At 66.5% G+C, this 20,983-nt stretch carries 18 protein-coding genes and 7 tRNA genes; 4 read left to right on the forward strand and 21 right to left on the reverse strand.

The genetic code is table 11. The features are described from left to right. Positions 1 to 6: 6 nt before the first annotated feature. Positions 7 to 441, reverse strand: coding sequence for a universal stress protein (locus U4Z31_RS01315; protein WP_044848000.1), 435 nt, complete (start codon positions 439 to 441; stop codon positions 7 to 9). Positions 442 to 615: 174 nt separating this feature from the next. Continuing rightward, positions 616 to 1,521, reverse strand: a complete 906-nt coding sequence (locus U4Z31_RS01320; RefSeq protein WP_044847957.1) for a LysR family transcriptional regulator — start codon at positions 1,519 to 1,521, stop codon at positions 616 to 618. Positions 1,522 to 1,675: 154 nt separating this feature from the next. On the opposite strand from U4Z31_RS01320, the gene U4Z31_RS01325 reads away from it, so the two are divergent. Together U4Z31_RS01325 and aceB are read left to right on the forward strand one after the other, a co-directional pair. Then, positions 1,676 to 2,437 (forward strand): haloacid dehalogenase type II, encoded by a 762-nt coding sequence (locus U4Z31_RS01325; RefSeq protein ID WP_044847958.1) that lies wholly within the window; start codon positions 1,676 to 1,678, stop codon positions 2,435 to 2,437. A gap of 67 nt (positions 2,438 to 2,504) precedes the next feature. After that, positions 2,505 to 4,097, forward strand: coding sequence for a malate synthase A (gene aceB / locus U4Z31_RS01330; protein ID WP_321809239.1), 1,593 nt, complete (start codon positions 2,505 to 2,507; stop codon positions 4,095 to 4,097). A 105-nt stretch (positions 4,098 to 4,202) separates the two neighbouring features. Here aceB and U4Z31_RS01335 read toward each other — a convergent pair whose 3' ends face one another. Further along, the gene (locus U4Z31_RS01335) at positions 4,203 to 4,628 is read right to left on the reverse strand and encodes a gamma-glutamylcyclotransferase family protein (RefSeq protein ID WP_321809240.1); all 426 of its coding nucleotides are present in this window, start codon (positions 4,626 to 4,628) and stop codon (positions 4,203 to 4,205) included. 302 nt (positions 4,629 to 4,930) lie between these two features. Between U4Z31_RS01335 and U4Z31_RS01340 the strand changes: the two genes are divergently transcribed. Then, on the forward strand, positions 4,931 to 5,809 hold the full coding sequence (locus U4Z31_RS01340; protein WP_321809241.1) for a helix-turn-helix transcriptional regulator: 879 nt from the start codon (positions 4,931 to 4,933) through the stop codon (positions 5,807 to 5,809). A 40-nt stretch (positions 5,810 to 5,849) separates the two neighbouring features. On the opposite strand, the gene U4Z31_RS01345 is transcribed toward U4Z31_RS01340, so the two are convergent. The 9 genes from U4Z31_RS01345 to gltX all read right to left on the reverse strand — a co-directional run bounded on the left by U4Z31_RS01345 (position 5,850) and on the right by gltX (position 9,208). After that, complete coding sequence (locus U4Z31_RS01345; protein ID WP_321809242.1) at positions 5,850 to 6,500, reverse strand: GNAT family N-acetyltransferase; 651 nt, start codon at positions 6,498 to 6,500, stop codon at positions 5,850 to 5,852. A 130-nt stretch (positions 6,501 to 6,630) separates the two neighbouring features. After that, positions 6,631 to 6,707: transfer RNA gene (locus tag U4Z31_RS01350), tRNA-Asp, on the reverse strand. Between the two features lie 73 nt (positions 6,708 to 6,780). Further along, positions 6,781 to 6,856 (reverse strand) — tRNA-Glu (locus tag U4Z31_RS01355). Positions 6,857 to 6,921: 65 nt separating this feature from the next. Then, positions 6,922 to 6,998, reverse strand: a tRNA-Asp gene (locus U4Z31_RS01360). Between the two features lie 83 nt (positions 6,999 to 7,081). Further along, a tRNA-Glu gene (locus tag U4Z31_RS01365) sits at positions 7,082 to 7,157 on the reverse strand. 63 nt (positions 7,158 to 7,220) lie between these two features. Next, positions 7,221 to 7,297: transfer RNA gene (locus tag U4Z31_RS01370), tRNA-Asp, on the reverse strand. Positions 7,298 to 7,377: 80 nt separating this feature from the next. Continuing rightward, positions 7,378 to 7,453: transfer RNA gene (locus U4Z31_RS01375), tRNA-Glu, on the reverse strand. A gap of 141 nt (positions 7,454 to 7,594) precedes the next feature. Beyond that, a tRNA-Ala gene (locus U4Z31_RS01380) sits at positions 7,595 to 7,670 on the reverse strand. Between the two features lie 128 nt (positions 7,671 to 7,798). Next, positions 7,799 to 9,208: a glutamate--tRNA ligase gene (gene gltX / locus U4Z31_RS01385; protein WP_124488272.1), complete on the reverse strand. Its 1,410-nt coding sequence runs from the start codon at positions 9,206 to 9,208 to the stop codon at positions 7,799 to 7,801. A gap of 280 nt (positions 9,209 to 9,488) precedes the next feature. Between gltX and U4Z31_RS01390 the strand changes: the two genes are divergently transcribed. After that, on the forward strand, positions 9,489 to 10,415 hold the full coding sequence (locus tag U4Z31_RS01390; RefSeq protein WP_044847962.1) for a patatin-like phospholipase family protein: 927 nt from the start codon (positions 9,489 to 9,491) through the stop codon (positions 10,413 to 10,415). A gap of 151 nt (positions 10,416 to 10,566) precedes the next feature. Here U4Z31_RS01390 and U4Z31_RS01395 read toward each other — a convergent pair whose 3' ends face one another. From U4Z31_RS01395 to cyoB, 9 genes are all read right to left on the reverse strand, one after another. Continuing rightward, a complete protein-coding gene (locus tag U4Z31_RS01395; protein WP_044847963.1) occupies positions 10,567 to 11,241 on the reverse strand; it encodes a C40 family peptidase in 675 nt (224 codons plus the stop codon). A 128-nt stretch (positions 11,242 to 11,369) separates the two neighbouring features. Further along, positions 11,370 to 12,992, reverse strand: coding sequence for a dipeptide ABC transporter ATP-binding protein (locus U4Z31_RS01400; protein WP_321809243.1), 1,623 nt, complete (start codon positions 12,990 to 12,992; stop codon positions 11,370 to 11,372). Beyond that, complete coding sequence (locus tag U4Z31_RS01405; RefSeq protein ID WP_124488274.1) at positions 12,989 to 14,086, reverse strand: ABC transporter permease; 1,098 nt, start codon at positions 14,084 to 14,086, stop codon at positions 12,989 to 12,991. Before U4Z31_RS01405 ends, U4Z31_RS01400 begins: the two co-directional genes overlap by 4 nt. Positions 14,087 to 14,161: 75 nt before the next feature. Beyond that, on the reverse strand, positions 14,162 to 15,205 hold the full coding sequence (locus U4Z31_RS01410; RefSeq protein ID WP_321809244.1) for a microcin C ABC transporter permease YejB: 1,044 nt from the start codon (positions 15,203 to 15,205) through the stop codon (positions 14,162 to 14,164). Between the two features lie 52 nt (positions 15,206 to 15,257). Beyond that, positions 15,258 to 17,141: an extracellular solute-binding protein gene (locus U4Z31_RS01415; protein ID WP_321809245.1), complete on the reverse strand. Its 1,884-nt coding sequence runs from the start codon at positions 17,139 to 17,141 to the stop codon at positions 15,258 to 15,260. A 214-nt stretch (positions 17,142 to 17,355) separates the two neighbouring features. After that, complete coding sequence (locus tag U4Z31_RS01420; RefSeq protein WP_044848002.1) at positions 17,356 to 17,712, reverse strand: hypothetical protein; 357 nt, start codon at positions 17,710 to 17,712, stop codon at positions 17,356 to 17,358. A gap of 321 nt (positions 17,713 to 18,033) precedes the next feature. Further along, on the reverse strand, positions 18,034 to 18,366 hold the full coding sequence (gene cyoD, locus U4Z31_RS01425) for a cytochrome o ubiquinol oxidase subunit IV (RefSeq protein ID WP_011352504.1): 333 nt from the start codon (positions 18,364 to 18,366) through the stop codon (positions 18,034 to 18,036). Then, entirely contained in the window at positions 18,367 to 18,975 is a 609-nt protein-coding gene (gene cyoC / locus U4Z31_RS01430) for a cytochrome o ubiquinol oxidase subunit III (protein ID WP_044847968.1), read from the reverse strand. Further along, positions 18,975 to 20,981, reverse strand: a complete 2,007-nt coding sequence (gene cyoB, locus U4Z31_RS01435; protein ID WP_044847969.1) for a cytochrome o ubiquinol oxidase subunit I — start codon at positions 20,979 to 20,981, stop codon at positions 18,975 to 18,977. Before cyoB ends, cyoC begins: the two co-directional genes overlap by 1 nt. Positions 20,982 to 20,983 lie beyond the last annotated feature (2 nt).

The raw sequence follows: 20,983 nt of genomic DNA on the forward strand, positions 1-20,983 counted from the left end.
CCGCGTCTACCGATAGACGATCACCGGAATTTTCGTATGGGTCAGCACGCGCTGCGTTTCGCTGCCGATCAGCAGGCTGCCGAGCCCGCGGCGTCCGTGGGACGCCATGAAGATCACGTCGCAGCCGCCACGTTCGGCCGCCTCGATGATGCCGAGGTACGGCGACGGATGCACGCTCGTCCAGCTGTCGCAATCGACGCCGGCCGCCTTCGCGGCTGCCTGCACGTCGTCCAGGTGCGCGCGCGCCTCGCGCTCGCTGCGCGCGCGGAAATCGGCGGGCGGCTCGATGATCACTTCGGAAAACGGCGAGTACGGATACTGCGGCAGGCACGCATAGGCCGTGACCCGCGCGCCGACCGCGCGCGCCAGGTCGATCGCGCCGTCGATCGCCTTCTGCGACAGTTCGGAACCGTCGGTTGGAACGAGGATGTGCCGGAACATCGCGCCCTCCTGCGTCAGACGCACCGCGCGCACCGCGAACCCATGCGGGCCGGCTCCGGCGCGTCGCGCATGCCAGTTTCGATTGTAGTGCGCGAAACCGGGCGACCGGCGCCGGCAGCGGGTTCGCCCTCATATCGGAAACGCGCGGGCCGGTGCGCCCTGCTCGCCCCCGCCCTACTCGCCCCAATACCCCGGCCGTTCGTACGTATGTTTCAGGTAATCGAGAAACAGCCGCACGCGCAGCGGCAGGTGACGGCGCTGCGGAAACACCGCATGGATGCCGATCGGCGGCGCCGCGAACGCGTCGAGCACGGTGACGAGGCGGCCGGCCGCGATATCGTCGCCGACCTCCCACCACGATCGCCATGCCAGGCCGTAGCCGGCGAGGCACCATTCGTGCAGCACCGCGCCGTCCGAGCATTCCATCGTGCCGTTCACGCGGATCGACACCACCTTGTCGCCCTCCTGGAACGCCCAGCCACGCTGCTGGTTCGCATTCGCGGCAAGCGCGAGGCAGTTGTGGCGCGCGAGTTCCGCAAGCGTGGCCGGCGTGCCGCGCCGCGCGAGATACGCGGGGGACGCGACGCACACGCGCCGGTTCTCGCCGAGCTTCAGCGACACCAGCGACGAATCGGGCAGCTCGCCGAGCCGCACCGCGCAATCGAACCCTTCGTTGACGAGGTCGACCATCCGGTCGGACAGGTCGAGCGTGACCGACACGTCCGGATGCGCGCCGCTGAACTCGGGCACGAGCGGCGCGACGTGGCGCCGTCCGAAGCCGGCCGGCGCGGAAATGCGCAGGTGGCCGCTCGCCTTCACGCCGCCGGCGGACACGCTCGCCTCCGCGTTCTGCATGTCGTTGATGATCCGCTGGCAATCCTCGAGGAAGGCCGAACCCTCGAAGGTCAGCGTGAGCTTGCGCGTGGTCCGCACCAGCAGCTTCACGCCGAGCCGCTCCTCGAGCGCGTCGAGGCGGCGGCCGATGATCGCCGGCGCGACGCCTTCCGCATGCGCGGCCGCCGACAGGCTGCCCTTCGCCGCGACCGCGGCGAACGTTTCGATCTGTTTGAACCGGTCCATGACTCGCAAGGGCGGCGTTCCCGCCCTTCAAATAGCTTGAGCGGTCAAGATTAGGTATATGAAAGTAAAAGATCAAGTGATGTTTAGCGTCTTTTTTAGCACTGACGAGCACGAATAAAATCGTTTCCGACCTCTGAAACTGGAGCGCAAGGCTATGTCGGCCACAACGACACTCTCCTCTCCCGACGCAATCCTCTTCGATGCATTCGGCACGTTGTTCGACGTGCATGCGGTCGTGGCCGCGGCAGAGCAGATGTTTCCCGGTCACGGGGACCGGTTGTCGCGGCTGTGGCGACGCAAGCAAATCGAATACTCGCAATTGCGCACGCTCGCCGATCCGTCCGGCGCCCGCTATCGCCCGTTCCGCGACATCACGCTCGACGCGCTGCGGTTCGCCGCGCGCAGGCTCGGGCTCGCGCTGAACAGCGCGGCCGAGAAGCGGCTGATGGACGAATACGCGTGCCTGTCCACCTATCCCGACACGGTGCCCGCGCTGCGCAAGCTGCGCGCGCTCGACCCGCGCCCGCCGCTCGCGATCCTGTCGAACGGCAACCCGGAGATGCTTGACATCGCGATCAAGAGCGCCGGCATGACCGGCCTGTTCGATCGCGTGCTGTCGGCCGACGCGGTACGCGCGTACAAGCCGAGCCCGGTCGCGTACGCACTCGGCACCGCCGCGTTCGGCGCGAACCCGCGCGACATCGTGTTCGTGTCGTCGAACGCCTGGGACGTCGCGGGGGCCGCCTGGTTCGGCTACACGACGTTCTGGCTCAACCGCACGGGTGCGCCCGCCGAGGAACTCGGCGCGCCGCCCGACGGCACCGGCAGCGGCATGGCCGACCTGCTCGCATTCCTCGCCACCCCGGCTCCGTCCGGCAGACCCGCGAACCGCGCGCGCCCCGGCCCGGGCGCATGACGTTCGCTGCGCTGCCGCCTTCCCCCTTCACCGAAACCGCAACTGACCGACCAAGGAGATGAGACTCATGAGCACCCCGATCACGCTGCCGCAAGGCATGGCGATCACCGGCGAAATCAAGCCGGGTTACGAAGCGATCCTGACGCCTGAAGCACTCGCGCTCGTCGCGGCGCTGCACCGCGCGTTCGAGCCGCGCCGCCAGGCGCTGCTGCAGGCCCGCGTCGAACGCACCAAGCGCCTCGACGCCGGCGAGCGCCCCGATTTCCTGGCCGACACGAAGGCGATCCGCGAGGGCGACTGGAAGGTCGCGCCGCTGCCGGCCGACCTGCAATGCCGCCGCGTCGAGATCACCGGCCCCGTCGAGCGCAAGATGATCATCAACGCGCTGAACTCGGGCGCCGATTCGTACATGACGGACTTCGAGGATTCGAACGCGCCGAGCTGGACGAACCAGATCGACGGCCAGATCAACCTGAAGGACGCGGTGCGCCGCACGATCTCGCTCGAACAGAACGGCAAGTCGTACCGGCTGAACGACAAGGTCGCGACGCTGATCGTGCGTCCGCGCGGCTGGCATCTCGACGAGAAGCACGTGACGGTCGACGGCCAGCGCGTGTCCGGCGGCATCTTCGATTTCGCGCTGTTCCTGTTCCACAACGCGAAGGAACTGATCGCGCGCGGCTCGGGCCCGTACTTCTACCTCCCGAAGATGGAAAGCCATCTCGAAGCGCGCCTGTGGAACGACATCTTCGTCGCGGCACAGGAGGCAGTCGGCGTGCCGCGCGGCACGATCCGCGCGACGGTGCTGATCGAGACGATCCTCGCCGCGTTCGAGATGGACGAGATCCTGTACGAACTGCGCGAACACAGCTCGGGCCTGAACGCCGGCCGCTGGGACTACATCTTCTCGGCGATCAAGAAGTTCAAGAACGACCGCGACTTCTGCCTGGCCGATCGCTCGAAGATCACGATGACGGTGCCGTTCATGCGCGCGTACGCGCTGCTGCTGCTGAAGACCTGTCACAAGCGCAACGCGCCGGCGATCGGCGGGATGGCTGCGCTGATTCCGATCAAGAACGATCCGGAAGCGAACGACAAGGCGATGGGCGGCGTGCGTTCGGACAAGGCCCGCGACGCGACCGACGGCTACGACGGCGGCTGGGTCGCGCACCCGGGCCTCGTGCCGATCGCGATGGAGGAATTCGTCAAGGTGCTCGGCGACAAGCCGAACCAGATCGCGAAGCAACGCGACGACGTGCAGATCGAAGGCAAGAACCTGCTCGACTTCCAGCCTGAAGCGCCGATCACCGAAGCCGGCCTGCGCAACAACATCAACGTCGGCATCCACTATCTCGGCGCCTGGCTCGACGGCAACGGCTGCGTGCCGATCCACAACCTGATGGAAGACGCGGCGACCGCCGAGATCTCCCGCTCGCAGGTGTGGCAGTGGATCCGCTCGCCGAAAGGCGTGCTCGACGACGGCCGCAAGGTCACCGCCGAGCTCGTGCGCGAATTCGCGAAGGCCGAGCTCGACAACGTGAAGCGGTCGGTCGGCGGCAACACGCAGCCGTACGAGCGTGCCGCGTCGATCTTCGAACAGATGTCGACGTCGGAAGGCTTCACCGAATTCCTGACGCTGCCGCTGTACGAGGAAATCTGACGACGCGGGCCGGGTCGCCGGTCCTGCCCGCCGCCGGTCGCACGACACGGCGGCATGAAAAAAGCGCCCCGCGGGGCGCTTTTCCTTTGCTGCGCAGCGGGTTCGCTATGCGGATGCGGCGGCGGCTTCCCGCTCGCGCCGGTGCTGGACCCAGTCGCCCGACGCGATGCGCGGACGGTCGGCTGCCGCATGCGCGGCGACCGGATAGTAGACGCACGCATACGGACGACCGCCGAGTTCGACGGTCACCGGCTCCTGCCGGAACAGCGTGTCGACGCCCGGATAGACGCGCTCGATCTCGTCGAGCACGGGCACCAGTCGCTCGTCGATCTCGTAGACGTCGCCCCACACGAGCGACCGGCCGGCCGGCCCGGGCACCATGCCCGGATACGTGCCGAAATCGTACAGTTCGCCCGGCAGTGCGACCGCCCCGAGCAGCGTCGGCGCGGCGATCCCGTGCCGCGCGGCCGCCTCGCCGATGTCGTTGGCTTCTCCCGCTCTCAACGTGCCGTAGACGAATACATGGCGCATCGTGGTCCTCCTCTTCGATTCAGGTGTTGCCGTGCCGGGCCGTCGCGGCCGTGCCGCGGGCGCCGGCGTCGTTGGGGCGCTGCTTGTGCGAAAACGCGCCCGCATCGATAGACCGCGCCGGCGGCACGATGGTTCTTTTCGGCGCGACGCATCACGCTGGCCCGGGCTTGCGCCGACCGGAACACGTGCTGCCCCATACAAAGTTCATTTGAACCGTGCATTATCGGCCGAAAAACCGCCGCATGCGCCTGCGCGGCGCCTTCTAAAATGACGGCACCGCCGCCGCGCCGACCGAATCGTCCATGAACCCGCCAGCCCAAGCCGACGCATCGAACCCGTACGACGTCATCGACATCCCGCCCGAGTTCGCGCCGACCCGCGTCCACCCGATGCGTGTCCGGGCACGGCAGGTCGACGCCGGCCGCCGGATCCCGCTGCACACGCACGCGTGGGCGCAACTTGCGTATGCATCGCGCGGCGTGCTGCGCGTCGCGACGACCGGGACGACGTGGATGGTGCCGCCTTCCCGCGCGATCTGGGTGCCGCCGCACGTCACGCACGAGGTCGTGATCGTCGAGGAAGCGTACTTGCGCACGCTGTACATCGACGAGTCGGTCGTGCCGGACGGGCTCGACGCATGCCGGGTGGTCGAGGTGACGGGCTTGCTGCGCGAACTGATCGTCGCGCTCGACGCGCGCGACCTGAGCGGCGCCCGCGAACGGCTGCTGTGCGGGCTCGTGCTCGACGAGCTGAGCCGCGCCGAACCGCTGCCGCTCGCGGTGCCGATGCCCGACGAGAAGCGGCTGCGCATGCTGTGCGAGGCGGTACTCGCGCAACCGGCGCATGCGGAATCGCTCGAACACTGGGCGAGCGAGGTCGGTGCGAGCACGCGCACGATCTCGCGGCTGTTCAGGCAGGAACTGGGCGTGAGTTTTTCGCAGTGGCGGCAGCAGGCGCTGCTCGCGCGCGCGATTCCGCTGTTGAACCAGGGGCGCCCGCTGTCGCATATCGCACGCGAACTCGGCTACCAGAGCCAGAGCGCGTTTTCGGCGATGTTCCGGCGCGCGTTCGGCGAAAGCCCGCGCGCGTTCATGCTGCGCGGCTACGAGCATCGCGGCGCGGAAGACGGCATCGCAATCGACGACGCCCCCGACGACGACGCGATCGACGCCGCCCGCTGACCGTCGCCGCGTGGCCCCCGCGTGGGTAACCGTTACGCGCTCAAACCGGACGCACCATGTGGCGAATCGAGCCGAGCTGGGCCAGCCTCGGCCCGGTGACGCGGTAGCCCATCCGCAGGTAGAGGCGCGCGGCCGGATTGTCGACGAACACACGCAACTGCAGTTCGTGCAGCCCGCGGGCGCGCGCCCAGCGATGCGACATGTCGAGCATGTAGGTGCCGGCGCCCTGTCCGCGATGGCCGGCCGCGATCTGCACGTCGCGGATGTGCAGCGAATCGCCCTCCTCGGTCACGCGCAGCACGCCGATACGTTCGCCGTCGGCTTCCAGGATGAAGTTTTCGGATTCGCGCCAGCTCGCATAGAACAGGTCGCTGCGCCAGACGAGCCCATGGCGCTTGTAATAGCCGCCCATGTTGCCGTGCGTCAGCGCCTCGGCAAACGGAAAATCGCCAGGCTCCGCGGGCCGGAGCTGATACAGCAATCGCAGGTCGGTCGGATCGAGCATCGCGCAGGGGTCAAAAACGCATTCCGCCACGATAGCGCAGTCGCGGGCGGATGCAATCGCGAATTTCTCGTAGTGGCGCCGGATCAGCGACGCAAATGAAAAAGCCCGCACGAGGCGGGCTTTTTCATTTTCTGGCGGAGCGGACGGGACTCGCCTACATCCTGCAGGCCGCGGCTGCGCGTGCACGCGCAGCCCTTCGCGTCCCGCCGGAAGCCGCGCAGGCGGCTTCCTCCGCTCCGCAGTCACGCGCCCGCGAGCGGGCACGATCAACGACGCAAATGAAAAAGCCCGCACGAGGCGGGCTTTTTCATTTTTCTGGCGGAGCGGACGGGACTCGAACCCGCGACCCCCGGCGTGACAGGCCGGTATTCTAACCGACTGAACTACCGCTCCAGTCTTGCTTCTTGCCTGGCAGGCGTCGGTTACTTCCTGCCGGCGCATCGTTTGTTCGAACGACGCCGAAATCTGGCGTCCCCTAGGGGATTCGAACCCCTGTACTCACCGTGAAAGGGTGATGTCCTAGGCCTCTAGACGAAGGGGACAACGTACTGCTTACATCTTTAACGCAAAAGCCCGCTCAAAACGTTCATTTGAACGGGCTTTGTTCTGGCGGAGCGGACGGGGCTCGAACCCGCGACCCCCGGCGTGACAGGCCGGTATTCTAACCAACTGAACTACCGCTCCAGCTTTCTTCACTCTCACCTGCAGGACCTCGTTCACGTCCTGCAAGCGTTGCGACACTTCTACTACGAAACGCCGCTGAATCCTGGCGTCCCCTAGGGGATTCGAACCCCTGTACTCACCGTGAAAGGGTGATGTCCTAGGCCTCTAGACGAAGGGGACAACGTACTGCTTACATTTTTAATACAAAAGCCCGCTCAAAAACGTCTTGAACGGGCTTCGTTCTGGCGGAGCGGACGGGACTCGAACCCGCGACCCCCGGCGTGACAGGCCGGTATTCTAACCGACTGAACTACCGCTCCAACTTTCTGCACCGTTACCTGCAGGACGTCGGTTACGTTCCTGCAAGCCTCGCGACACTTCTATGAAACGCCGCTGAATCTGGCGTCCCCTAGGGGATTCGAACCCCTGTACTCACCGTGAAAGGGTGATGTCCTAGGCCTCTAGACGAAGGGGACATGATCTTTTCAGATCTGTCTGACTTTCGCTATTCACTCATCATCAACAGCGAAGGCCGAAATTCTAACTGCTTTAAATCATTTTGTGAAGCATTTATTACTTACTACCGCTGCTTCGCAAATCAATTCGTTCTGCTCTGATGGTGGAGGTAAGCGGGATCGAACCGCTGACCTCTTGCATGCCATGCAAGCGCTCTCCCAGCTGAGCTATACCCCCTTGCAGAACAGAAATGAGATTATATGGACCGAATTTGAACTTGTAAATACCCTTTTTGCGATTCGAGCGAAATTTTTTGCGAAGCCGCCGTGACACCCTGCGCGAGCGGCTTCGCATCCGCTCCAACCTCAGGCCAGCGCGGCCTCGATACGCGACACCACGACGTCACGACCGAACAGCACGAGCACCGCGTCGATCGACGGCGTATGCGTCGTGCCCGCCACCAGCAGGCGCACCGGCATCGCGAGCTGCGGCATCTTCAGCTTGTGCGCGCCGAGCGTCGCCTTCAGCGCGGCGGACACCGCTTCCTTCGTCCAGTCGGCCGCCTTCAGCGCGGCGACGAGATCGGCCAGTGCCGGGCGCACCGCATCGGTCACGTGCTGCGCGAGCGCGTCGGCATCCGGCGCCGGCACGCGGTAGAACATCGCGGCGCCTTCGGCGATCTCCTTGACCGTCGTCGCGCGGTCCTTCATCAGGCCGACCACCGCATCGAGCGCGGGGCCCGTCGCGATCGCCGCGTCGTCGATGCCGAGCGCGTCGAGGAACGGCTTCGCCAGCGCGGCGAGGCGCGCGTTGTCCGCTTCCTTGATGTAATGGGCGTTCAGCCAGCTCAGCTTGCTGTGGTCGTACTGCGCGGGCGACTTGCCGAGATGCTCGAGGTCGAACCATTCGACGAACTGCTCGCGCGAGAAGATCTCCGCGTCGCCGTGCGACCAGCCGAGGCGCGCGAGGTAGTTGACGACGGCCTCCGGCAGGAAGCCCGCGTCGCGGTACGCCATCACGCTCATCGCGCCATGCCGCTTGCTCATCTTCTCGCCCTGCTCGTTCAGCACGGTCGGCAGGTGCGCGTAGACGGGCGGCTCGCCGCCGAGCGCGCGCAGGATGTTGATCTGGCGCGGCGTGTTGTTCACGTGGTCGTCGCCACGGATCACGTGCGTGATGTTCATGTCCATGTCGTCCACGACCACGCAGAAGTTGTAGATCGGCGTGCCGTCCGGGCGCGCGATCACGAGGTCGTCGAGCTCCTCGTTCGAGATCTCGACACGCCCCTTCACCGCGTCGTCCCACACGACCGTGCCGGTCAGCGGGTTGCGGAACCGCAGCACCGGCTTCACGCCGGCCGGCGGCTCGGGCAGCACCTTGCCCGGCTCCGGACGCCACGTGCCGTCGTAGCGCGGCTTGAGGCCGGCCTCGCGCTGGCGTTCGCGCAGCGCGTCGAGCTCCTCGGCCGACATGTAGCACGGGTACGCGAGGCCCTGCTCGAGCATCTGCGCGAGCACCGCGCGGTAGCGGTCCATCCGCTGCATCTGGTAGATCGGGCCTTCGTCGAAATCCAGGCCGAGCCACTGCATCCCCTCGAGGATCGCGTCGACGGCTTCCTGCGACGAACGCTCGACGTCGGTATCCTCGATACGCAGCACGAACGTGCCTTTCATCTTGCGCGCGAACGCCCACGGATAGAGCGCAGAGCGGATGTTGCCGAGGTGGATGAAGCCGGTGGGACTCGGCGCGAAGCGGGTACGGACAGGACGGGTCATAAACGGTAACTCGAACGCCTGGGGCGCATGAATGATTCGACGCGGGACCGACGGCGACAGCCCGGACAGCACTGGGGCCGGCCGCGCCCGGAACGGGAAAGAAGCCGGAATTATACTCGCGCCGCCCTTCGCGCCAAGCGCGCCGCTTGCTTTATGATGTGCGCGCCGCGGCCGCCAGCCGGCGCCGCGCCGGCCGCGCGGTTTGTGCCGCGCGGCCGCTCGGAACCTATCGCCGCCGCGGGCCGCACGGCCCGCCGCCAAGCCGCCGGAGAACCATTCGATGTCGTCCCCTCGCCTGTCGCGCCGTCACTTCACGATCGCTTGCGCATCCGCCAGCCTCGCCGCCTGCACGTCGTTCGGCGACAAGTCCCGCCCCGACAACGCCGCGAATCCCGCGCAGTCGCGCGAGAAGCCCGTGAAGATCGGCATCGCGCTCGGCGGCGGCGCCGCCCGCGGCTTCTCGCACATCGGCGTGCTGAAGGCGCTCGAGGCGCGCGGCATCCCGGTCGAGATCGTCGCGGGCACGAGCGCGGGCTCGGTGGTCGGGGCGCTCTATGCCGCCGGGATGAGCGGGCTGCAGATCAACAAGATCGCACTCGACATGGATCAGGCGGCGATCAGCGACTGGGCGCTGCCGTTCCGCTCGCGCGGGCTGCTGCAGGGCGTGGCGCTGCAGAACTTCCTGAACAAGACGCTCAACAACCGGCCGATCGAAAAGATGGCGAAGCCGCTCGGCATCGTCGCGACGGACCTGCAGAACGGCCAGCCGATCCTGTTCCAGCAGGGCAATACGGGGCTCGCGGTGCGCGCGTCGTGCAGCGTGCCGTCGGTGTTCGAGCCCGTGAAGATCGGCAACCGCGAATACGTCGACGGCGGCCTCGTGAGCCCGGTGCCCGCGTCGTTCGCGCGCAAGATGGGCGCGAGCTTCGTGATCGCGGTCGACATCTCGTCGCGGCCGGACGGCGCGGCGACCAACAACCCGATCGAGATGCTGCTGCAGACCTTCACGATCATGGGCCAGACGATCAAGACCTACGAGCTCGACAAATACGCGGACGTCGTGATCCGCCCGAACCTCGCGGCAATGGGCGGCAGCGACTTCAACCAGCGCAACGCGGCGATCCTCGCGGGCGAGGAAGCCGTCGCGCGCGTCATGCCCGAGCTGCAGCGCAAGCTCGCGGCGGCCCGCGGCGTCGCGGCGGCATAAGCGGCGCATCGCGGCGCGCGGCGCGCGACAGCGAGCGCGCCACCGACGATGGCCCCGCCACCAGCCGCTTGCGCACGCCCCAAAACAAAAAACCCTGCCGCCTTCCGGTGACAGGGTTTTTTGGATCCGGCGGTTCGCCGGCGAGCGTCGGTCAGTTGCTGCCGTTCGCCGCGTCGTCGCCGATCGTGGCACGCACGCGCTGGCGCAGGTCGTCGGCCTTCATCGGGAACTCCGACTCGAGCCGGCGCGCACCGGTGAAACGCTTTTCCCAGTAGCCGCTGTCGAGATCGTCGACGCGAATCGTGCTGCCCGTCGACGGCGAATGCACGAACTTGTTGTCGCCGATATAGATGCCGACGTGCGAGAACGTACGGCGCATCGTGTTGAAGAACACGAGGTCGCCCGGCTTCAGGTTGCTCATGCTGACCTTCTCGCCGACGCGGCTCATCTCTTCGGCGCGACGCGGCAGCGACATGCCGAGCGTGTCCTGGAACACGTAGCGCACGAAGCCGCTGCAGTCGAGGCCGGAATCCGGCGAGTTGCCGCCCCAGCGGTAACGCACGCCGATCATGTTCAGCGCACCGACGACGACGTCGCCTGCCTTGCCCGCCATGCCGGCAAGAAACGACTTCGCGCCGCCGCTCGACGACTGGGCATTGGTCTGCTGGGGGGAGGAGCTCGACCCGATTTGAGTCGAATTCGTGACATTCTGGTTAAAACTGCTGACTTCGTCGGCGAACGCGCCGGGAGCTGCTGCGAACAGGGCGCCGATGAACAGCCCGGCGAGGGTGCGCGCGCATGCCTGGGTCAGGGATCGATGCTGCATTGGTCGATGGAATGTGCTTAAAAATCAGCTGATTGGCGGAAAATTTCGGTCGATACTAGCCAGCGCGTAATCGTTTGTCAAAACAAATTAAAAAATACAATCGAGATAGTCAGACCATTGGACGCCTATCACGCTTTCCAGACCGCTTTCAACAGCTTTTGTGTGTAAGGATGTGACGGTTTCGTGAAGATATCGGCCACGTCGCCGGACTCGACGATCGCCCCGTCCTGCATCACCGCGACCCGGTGCGCCATCGCGCCGATCACCTCCAGGTCGTGGCTGATGAATACATAGCCGAGGTTGTATTTCTGTTGCAAATCCGCGAGCAGCTTCAGCACCTGCTGCTGGATCGACACGTCGAGCGCGGACGTCGGTTCGTCGAGGATCAGGATGCGCGGCTCCAGCACGAGCGCACGCGCGATCGCGATCCGCTGGCGCTGCCCGCCCGAGAATTCGTGCGGATAGCGATGCAGCACCGTGCGGTCGAGGCCGACTTCGCGCAGCACGGCCAGCGACTTCGCGCGGCGCGCGTCCGGCGTGAGTTCCGGGCGATGCAGTTCGAGCCCCTCGCCGACGATCCGCTCGATCGTGTGACGCGGCGACAGTGAACTGAAGGGATCCTGAAAGACGACCTGCATGTTCGAGCGCAGCGCGGTCTGTTCGCGGCCGCGATAGGTCGACAGCGCGCGCCCCTGGAATTCGATCTCGCCGTGGGCCGTCCTTTGCAGCCCGAGCAGCGCCATCGCGAGCGTCGACTTCCCGGAGCCGGATTCGCCGACGATCCCGAGCGTCTCGCCCTGCCGCACCGACACGGACACGTCCGCGACCGCCGTCACGGGCGTCGTGCCGAACCAGCCTGCGAAGCCCGGCCGCTTGCGCGCGAACTGCACGCTGACATGGCGCGCATCGAGCACGACGGGCGCGATCGGCATCACCGGCGCGACCGCGCGCTGCGGCCGGCTGTTCAGCAGCCGCTGCGTATACGGATGCTCCGGCTCCGCGAAGATCCGCTCGACCGGCCCGCTTTCGACCAGCTTGCCGCGCTCCATCACCGCGACCCGCTCGGCGAAGTGCCGTACGAGGTTCAGGTCGTGCGTGATCAGCAGGATCGCCATCCCGCGCTTTTCCGCCTCCTCGCGCTGCAGCTCGAGCAGCAGGTCGACGATCTGCGCGCGGATCGTCACGTCGAGCGCCGTGGTCGGTTCGTCCGCGAGCAGGAGGCGCGGCCGGCAGGCGAGCGCCATCGCGATCATCGCGCGCTGCCGCTGGCCGCCCGACAACTGGTGCGGGTAGCTGTCGACGCGCCGCTCCGGCTCCGCGATGCCGGTACGCGCAAGCAGCGCGATCGCGCGCTTGCGCGCCTCCACCGCCGTCACGCCGTCGTGCAGCACGATCGTCTCGCCGATCTGCGTCCCGATCGTGTACAGCGGGTTGAGCGCCGTCATCGGCTCCTGGAAGATCATCGCGATGTCCGAGCCGCGCAGCCCGCGCATCTCGCGTTCGCTCTTGCCGGCGAGGTCATGCCCGGCGAAGCGGATCGTGCCGCTCACGTCGGCGTCGCGCAGCAGCCGCAGGATCGACAGCGCGGTCACGCTCTTGCCCGATCCCGACTCCCCGACGAGCGCGACGCGCTCGCCGCGGCCGATCGCGAGCGTCACGTCGTCGACGGCCACCGTGTCGCCGAAGCGCACCTGCAGATGCTCGAGCGACAGCAGCGGCTCGCCCGCGTTCGATACGACCGTGCTGCTCATCGCTGGCCTCCTGCCGCGCGCACCGAATCGGCGATCCGCGTGTCGAGCGCGTTGCGCAGCGCGTCGCCCATGAAGGTCAGCAGCAGCAGCGTCGCGACCAGCACGCCGAACGTCGACAGCGAGATCCACCACGCATCGAGGTTGCCCTTGCCCTGCGCGAGCAGCTCGCCGAGGCTCGGCGTCGGCGGCGGCACGCCGAGCCCGAGGAAGTCGAGGCTCGTGAGCGCGAGGATCGCGCCGCTCATCCGGAACGGCAGGAACGTGATCACGGGCGTCATGCTGTTCGGCAGCACGTGGCGCCAGATGATCTGCCAGTTCGTGAGCCCCATCGCGCGGGCCGCGCGCACGTAGTCCTGCGTGCGGTTGCGCAGGAACTCGGCACGCACGTAGTCGGCCAGGCCGATCCAGCCGAACAGCGACAGCAGTACGATCAGCAGCAGGAAGCTCGGCTCGAAGATCGACGCGAAGATGATCAGCAGGTACAGCTCGGGCAGCGAACTCCAGATCTCGATCAGCCGCTGCCCGACGATGTCGATGCGCCCGCCGAAGAAGCCCTGCACGGCGCCCGCGGCGATCCCGAGCAGCGTGCCGATCGCGGTCAGGACCAGCCCGAACTCGACCGACACGCGGAACCCGTACACGAGCCGCGCGAGCAGGTCGCGCCCCTGCGCGTCGGTGCCGAGCCAGTTCGCACGCGACGGCGGCGCCGGGTTCGGCACGCTCGAGAAATAGTTCAGCGTGTCGTAGTAATAGCGGTTCGGCGGATACACGACGAAGTTGCCCGGCGCCTCGAGCCGCTTGCGGACGTACGGATCGAGATAGTCGGCCGGCGTCGGGAAGTCGCCGCCGAAGGTCGTCTCCGGATACGCATGGAACATCGGGAAATAGGTCTGGCCGTCGTAGCGCACGACGAGCGGCTTGTCGTTCGACCACAGCGGCGCCGCGAGGCTCGCGGCGAACGCGACGACGAAGATCACGAAGCTCCAGTAGCCGAGGCGCTGCTGGCGAAAGCGCTGCCAGACGCGGCGCGCGGGCGACGGCGACACGCGCGCACGGGCCGCGTCGATGCGGGACGACACGACGGCCCGGTTCATCGCGCACCTCGCCCGGCGAGCGCGGGCAGGCGGACGGGCGCGCCGGCGAGCGGCGTGCTGGCGGACGGTTTCATGTCAGCGCTCCAGGTTGTCGAATTGAATGCGCGGGTCGACCCACACATAGCAGAGGTCCGAGATCAGCTTGGTCGCGAGCCCGATCAGCGTGAACAGGTACAGCGTGCCGAGCACGACCGGATAGTCGCGCCGCACGACCGACTCGTACGACAGCAGCCCGAGGCCGTCGAGCGAGAACAGCGTCTCGATCAGCAGGCTGCCCGTGAAGAACGCGCCGATGAACGCGGCCGGAAACCCGACGATCAGCGGCAGCATCGCGTTGCGGAACACGTGCTTCCACAGCACGGTGCGCTCGGCGAGCCCTTTCGCGCGCGCGGTCAGCACGTATTGCTTGCGGATTTCGTCGAGGAACGCGTTCTTCGTGAGCATCGTGATGACCGCGAAGCTGCCGACGACCGACGCCGTGATCGGCAGCGCGATGTGCCACAGATAATCGAGCACCTTGCCGGCGAGCGACAGCTGGGCGAAGTTGTCCGACGTGAGCCCGCGCAGCGGGAACAGCTGCCAGAACGAGCCGCCGCCGAACAGCACGAGCAGCAGCACGCCGAGCACGAAGCCCGGAATCGCATAGCCGACCAGCACGACGAGGCTCGTCGCGACATCGAACGGCGAGCCGTTGCGCACGGCCTTCGCGATGCCGAGCGGCACGGAGATCAGGTAGGTGACGAAGAACGTCCACAGCCCGATGCTGATCGACACCGGCAGCTTCTGCACGACCAGCGACCACACGCTCTGGTGGCGGAAGTAGCTGTCGCCGAGATCGAAGCGCGCGAAACGCTTCAGCATCAGCCAGTAACGCTCGAGCGGCGGCTTGTCGAAGCCGTACAGCGCCTTGAGCTGCGCGAGCTGCTGCGCGTCGACGCCGGTGTGCGCGCGCATTCCGAACGGCGCCGCGCCCTGCTCCGTCGCGCCCTTGCGCAGCTCCTGCACGGCCTGTTCGACCGGGCCGCCCGGCACGAACTGGATCACCGCGAACGTGAGCGTGAGCACGCCGACGAGCGTCGGGATCATCAGCAGCAGGCGTTTGAGGATGTAGCTCCACATAGGGCGTCGACTCGCGATCGATAGGCTGGGTTGAACGAAGGGCCGGCAGGCTTCAGTGATCGGGCTTGGCCCACCAGGTCGATACGACCCAGCCCTCGGCCGAATAGTACAGCGGCAGCGTTTGCGGATAGCCGAGCGTGCGCTTGTATGCGATCCGGTGCGTGGTGCTGTACCACTGCGGAACCGCGTAATAGCCGTGCATCAGCACGCGGTCGAGCGCATGCGTCGCGTCGAGCAGGTCCTCGCGCGTCTGCGCGGCGCCGAGCGCATGCAGCAGCGCGTCGACGGCCGGCGACTTCAGGCCGATGATGTTGTCGGAGCCCGGTTCGTCCGCGAACTTGCTGCCGTAGCGCGAGAACTGCTCGGCGCCCGGCACCTGCACACCCGGCAGGCGAACCGTCGTCATGTCGTAGTCGAACGCGTCGAGGCGCTTCTGCAGCAGCGCGTAATCAGCCGTGCGAAAACGCGCGTCGATGCCGAGCTTCGCGAGGTTGCGCTGGTAGGCGGTCACGACGCCTTCCATCGCCGCGCCCGAATCGTCGAGGATCTCGAACGTGAACGGCTCGCCCTGCGCGTTGCGCAACGCGCCGTCGCGGTAGGTCCAGCCGGCCTGCGCGAGCAGCGCGCGCGCCTTCAGCAGGTTCGCGCGCAGCGAGCCCGGCGGGTTCGTGTTCGGCTGCGTGACCATCGGGCCGAACACGGCCGGGTCGAGTTGCGTGCGCAACGGCTCCAGCAGCTTCAGTTCACCCGGGCCCGGCGTACCGGTCGCCTGCAGGTCGGTATCGGCGAAATAGCTGTCGAGGCGCGTGTACGCGCTATAGAACAACTGGCGGTTCAGCCATTCGAAGTCGAACGCGAGATCGAGCGCCTGGCGCACGCGCACGTCGCGAAACAGCGGCCGGCGCAGGTTCATGAAGAAGCCCTGCATGCCCGCGCCGTTGTGCTGGCGGAACTCGCGCTTGACGAGCTCGCCGTTGTCGAAGCGCTTGCCGACGTCGCGCCGCGTCCAGTTGCGCGCGATGTATTCGACCAGCACGTCGTACTCGCCGGCCTTGAACGCCTCGAGCCGCGCGACGCCGTCGCCGTAGAGCTTGTAGACGATCCGCTCGAAGTTGTCGGTGCCGACCCGCACCGGCAGGTCGGCGCCCCAGTACGCGGGATTGCGCCGATAGGTAATCGTGCGGCCGTTGTCGTAGCGCTCGATCAGGTACGGGCCGCTGCCGATCGGCTGCTCGAACGCGAGCTGGTCGAACGGAATCCGCGAACCGTCCGCGCGCAGCCCCCACTTGCGCGAGAACACCGGCACGCCGCCGGCGATCAGCGGCAGCTCGCGGTTCGTGCTGCGGAACTCGAAACGCACGGTCGCGGGATCGACCACCACCGCCTTCGCGATCTCCGCGAAATACGCGCCGAACTGCGGTGCGGCCTGCTTGCTCTTCAGCGTGTCGAACGAAAACCTGACGTCGTCGGCCGTGACCGGATCGCCGTTCGAAAAGCGCGCGCGCGGGTTCAGGTGAAACGTGACCGAGCGGCGGTCCGGCGCGATCGCGATGTCGTCGGCGAGCAGCCCGTAGGCGGATGCCGGTTCGTCCATGCTGCCGGTCGCGAGGCTCTCGAACAGCAGGTCGATGCCCGGCGCGGGGTTGCCGCGCATCGTGAACGGATTGAACTTGTCGAACGACGTGAGCCGGCTCGGGTTCGCGAGCACGAGCGTGCCGCCCTTCGGCGCGTCGGGGTTCACGTAGTCGAAATGCCTGAAGCCCGGCGGATATTTCGGCTCGCCGTACTGCGCGATCGCATAGGCCGCGTGCGCGGCGGTTGCAGCCAGTACCGCCTGTAGTGCCCATGCTGCCGCCGTGCGGCCGGCGGCCCGTACCGCATGCGCGGCGCCGAAGCGGATGCGGGTGGCGGCGGTCCGGGGCGAACCCTTCGTCATAGAGGCCCTGTCGGTCGATTGAGGGATGGAACGTGGGTCGATTCTACCCATTCAATTCGACGTCGAGCCAACTTGCGGGTTTTCGCGCACGGCACCGGCGCGTTGCGGCTGCCGCGTGCGACTCGCACCGGCAAAGAAAAACCGCCCGGTGTTCAGTTCACACGGGCGGTTTTCCTTCGAGGCGCGCACGCATCGCGCGTGCGCCGCAGATCGATCAGCGCCAGCCGTTGTGACGGCCGTTGTCCCAGTGACCGCGATCGCCGTGCCAGCCGCGGCCATGATGGCGATACCACTCGTCGCGGCCCCAGTAGCGGCGGCCGTCCCAGTAGCGATCGCCGTGCCAGCCGATCACGATCGCCGGGGCCGGCGCGTAGACGGGCGCCGGCGCATACACGGGCGCCGGCTGGTAGACGACCGGCGGAGGCGGCGGCGCATACACGGGCGCGGGTGCGACGTAGACCGGAGCCGGCACGCCGACGTTGATCCCGACATTGACTCCCGCCATTGCTGCGCCCGACACGAGCAAGGCCGTCATACCGGTCAAGAGCGAGGCAATACGCAAAGTCTTCATGGATTCCTCTTCGAGTTGTTTCATGTGTGATTCGACTATAACGGCACGCACAGTCTGCGCATATTTCAAGTTTGTAAGAACTGATGCGCTGCATCGCACGTGGAAGCGTCCGCTAACGTCTTGTAACAATTGACGCGCTGCCGCGACGTCCGCTCCGCCATTTCCTGAAACATCTTTCATCCTGGCCCGCGCCGCGTCGAGCGACGCCACGCACACCGCGCGGCCACAATGACAAAGGCGGCACTCGCGTGCCGCCTTTGATGCATGAAAGCGCATGGAGATCGTCCGCTGCGCCGCGATGCCGCTCAGCCGCTCACGGGCTCAGCGCGACATCATGTTCATGCTGACGTTGTGCATCACCCACAGCGTGCCGACGATCAGGATCGCCGCCGTCAGCACGGTGTAGCTGAACGCCATCACGTTCCAGCGTTGGCCGGACGAACCGTTCATGTGCAGGAAGTACACGAGGTGCACGACGATCTGCACGAATGCGAGCACGGCGAGCGCGATCAGCGATGCGTGCGGCGACAGCACGCCGCCCATCACGAGGCCGAACGACGCGGCCGTGAGCAGCACCGACAGGATGAAACCGGCGACATAGCCGCCGACGCTGCCGTGCCCTTCTTCGAGTTGCGACGAATGCGAATGGGCCATTTAGATCACGCTCGCGAGATAGACAAAGGAAAACACGCAAATCCACACGATGTCGAGGAAGTGCCAGAAGAGGCTCAGGCACGTCAGACGCCGCAGGTCGCGATCGGTCAGGTCGCCGCCGCGCAGCACGATCTGCCCGGCGAGCACGATCATCCACACGAGGCCGGCCGTCACGTGCAGCCCGTGCGTGCCGACCAGCGTGAAGAACGCCGACAGGAACGCGCTGCGCTGCGGGCCCGCGCCTTCCGCGATCAGGTGCGAGAACTCGCGCAGCTCCATCGCGAGGAACGCCGCGCCGAGCACGAACGTCACCGCGAGCCACGCGAGCAGCGCGCCGCGCCGCTGCTTGTACGCGGCCAGCATCGCGAAGCCGTAGGTAATGCTCGACAGCAGCAGCGCGGCGGTTTCCACCGCGACGCCCGGAATGTCGAACAGGTCCTTCGCGGTCGGACCGCCCGCATACTGGTTGCCGAGCACCGCGAACGTCGCGAACAGCGCCGCGAAGATCACGCAGTCGGTCATCAGGTACAGCCAGAAGCCGAACACCGAGTGCGACGGCGGATGGTCGTCGTGCTCGAGCAGGGTTGCGCTCAGGGTTTTCTGCAACATCAGTTGGCCTCCAGTTCCACGTCGTCGACACGCGTGGCCACGCGCGCCGCCGGTTGCTTCTCTTCGATCCTGCGCACCTTCGACGCCGGGATGTAGTAGCCGTCGTTGTCACGCGAGCTGTAGACCACGAGCGTCGCGACGATGCCGACCAGGCCGCCGATCGCCATCCACCAGATGTGCCACACCAGCGCGAAGCCGAGCACCAGGCTGAAGACCGCGACCACGAGACCCGCGCACGTATTCGACGGCATGTGGATGTCGCGGATCGCCGCCGGGTTCGGCCGGCCGTCGCCGCGTGCCTTCATGTCGGCGTACGCGTCGAGCGTGCGCACCTGCGGGATCACCGCGAAGTTGTACTCGGCCGGCGGCGACGAGGTCGCCCATTCCAGCGTGCGGCCGCCCCACGGGTCGCCCGTGGTGTCGCGATATGCCGGCAGGTTGCGGTTGCGGATGCTGACCACCAGCTGCAGCAGCTGGCACGCGATGCCGATCGCGATCAGCACGGCGCCGAACGCGGCGACCAGCAGCCACGGATGCCACGCCGGATTGTCGTAGTGGTTCAGGCGCCGCGTCATGCCCATGAAGCCGAGCACGTAGAGCGGCACGAACGCGACGTAGAAGCCGACCTGCCAGAACCAGAACGCGGCCTTGCCGAGCTTCTCGTTCAGCTTGAAGCCGAACGCCTTCGGGAACCAGTAGTTGAAGCCCGCGAGATAGCCGAACAGCACGCCGCCGATGATCACGTTGTGGAAGTGCGCGATCAGGAACAGGCTGTTGTGAAGCACGAAGTCCGCGCCCGGGATCGCCATCATCACGCCGGTCATGCCGCCGAGCGTGAACGTGACCATGAAGCCGATCGTCCACAGCACCGGCGTCGTGAATTCGATCCGGCCGCGGTACATCGTAAACAGCCAGTTGAACACCTTCACGCCGGTCGGGATCGCGATGATCATCGTCATGATGCCGAAGAACGCGTTCACGTTCGCACCGGAGCCCATCGTGAAGAAGTGATGCAGCCACACGAGGAACGACAGCACCATGATCGCGCAGGTCGCGTACACCATCGTCTTGTAGCCGAACAGCGGCTTCTTCGAGAACGTCGCGATGACTTCCGAGAAGATGCCGAACGCCGGCAGGATCAGGATGTACACCTCCGGATGGCCCCACGCCCAGATCAGGTTCAGGTACAGCATCGCGTTGCCGCCGGCTTCGTTCGTGAAGAAGTGCATGCCGAGGTAGCGGTCGAGGCCGAGCAGCGCGAGCGTCGCGGTCAGGATCGGGAACGACGCCATGATCAGCACGTTCGTGCAGAGGGCCGTCCACGTGAACACCGGCATCTTCATCAGCGTCATGCCCGGCGCGCGCATCTTGATGATCGTCACGAAGAAGTTCACGCCGGTCAGCAGCGTGCCGACACCCGAAATCTGCAGCGCCCACAGGTAATAGTCGACCCCTACCCCCGGGCTGAACTGCAGCTCCGACAGCGGCGGATACGCGAGCCAGCCCGTCTGCGCGAACTCGCCGATCACGAGCGAGATGTTGATCAGGATCGCGCTGACCGCCGTCATCCAGAACGAGAGCGAGTTGATGAACGGGAACGCGACGTCGCGCGCGCCGATCTGCAGCGGCACGACGAGGTTCATCAGGCCGACCATGAACACCATCGCCATGAAGAAGATCATGATCACGCCGTGTGCCGTGAAGATCTGGTCATAGTGGTGCGGCGGCAGGTAGCCGGGCGCGTTGTACGCGAGCGCGAGCTGCATGCGCATCATGATCGCGTCGGCGAAGCCGCGCAGCAGCATGATCAGCGCGACGATGATGTACATCACGCCGAGTTTCTTGTGGTCGACCGTCGTCAGCCATTCCGTCCACAGCCACTTCCAGCGGCCGGTGATCGTCAGTGCGGCGAGAATGCCCAGCACGACCAGCCCCATGAAGGCGCCTGCCACCATGATGATGGGCTGATCGAACGGGATCGCCGCCAGTGTGAGTTTGCCGAACATGC

This window comes from Burkholderia sp. BCC1985 (assembly GCF_905339915.1).
In the GTDB taxonomy this organism is placed as follows: domain Bacteria; phylum Pseudomonadota; class Gammaproteobacteria; order Burkholderiales; family Burkholderiaceae; genus Burkholderia.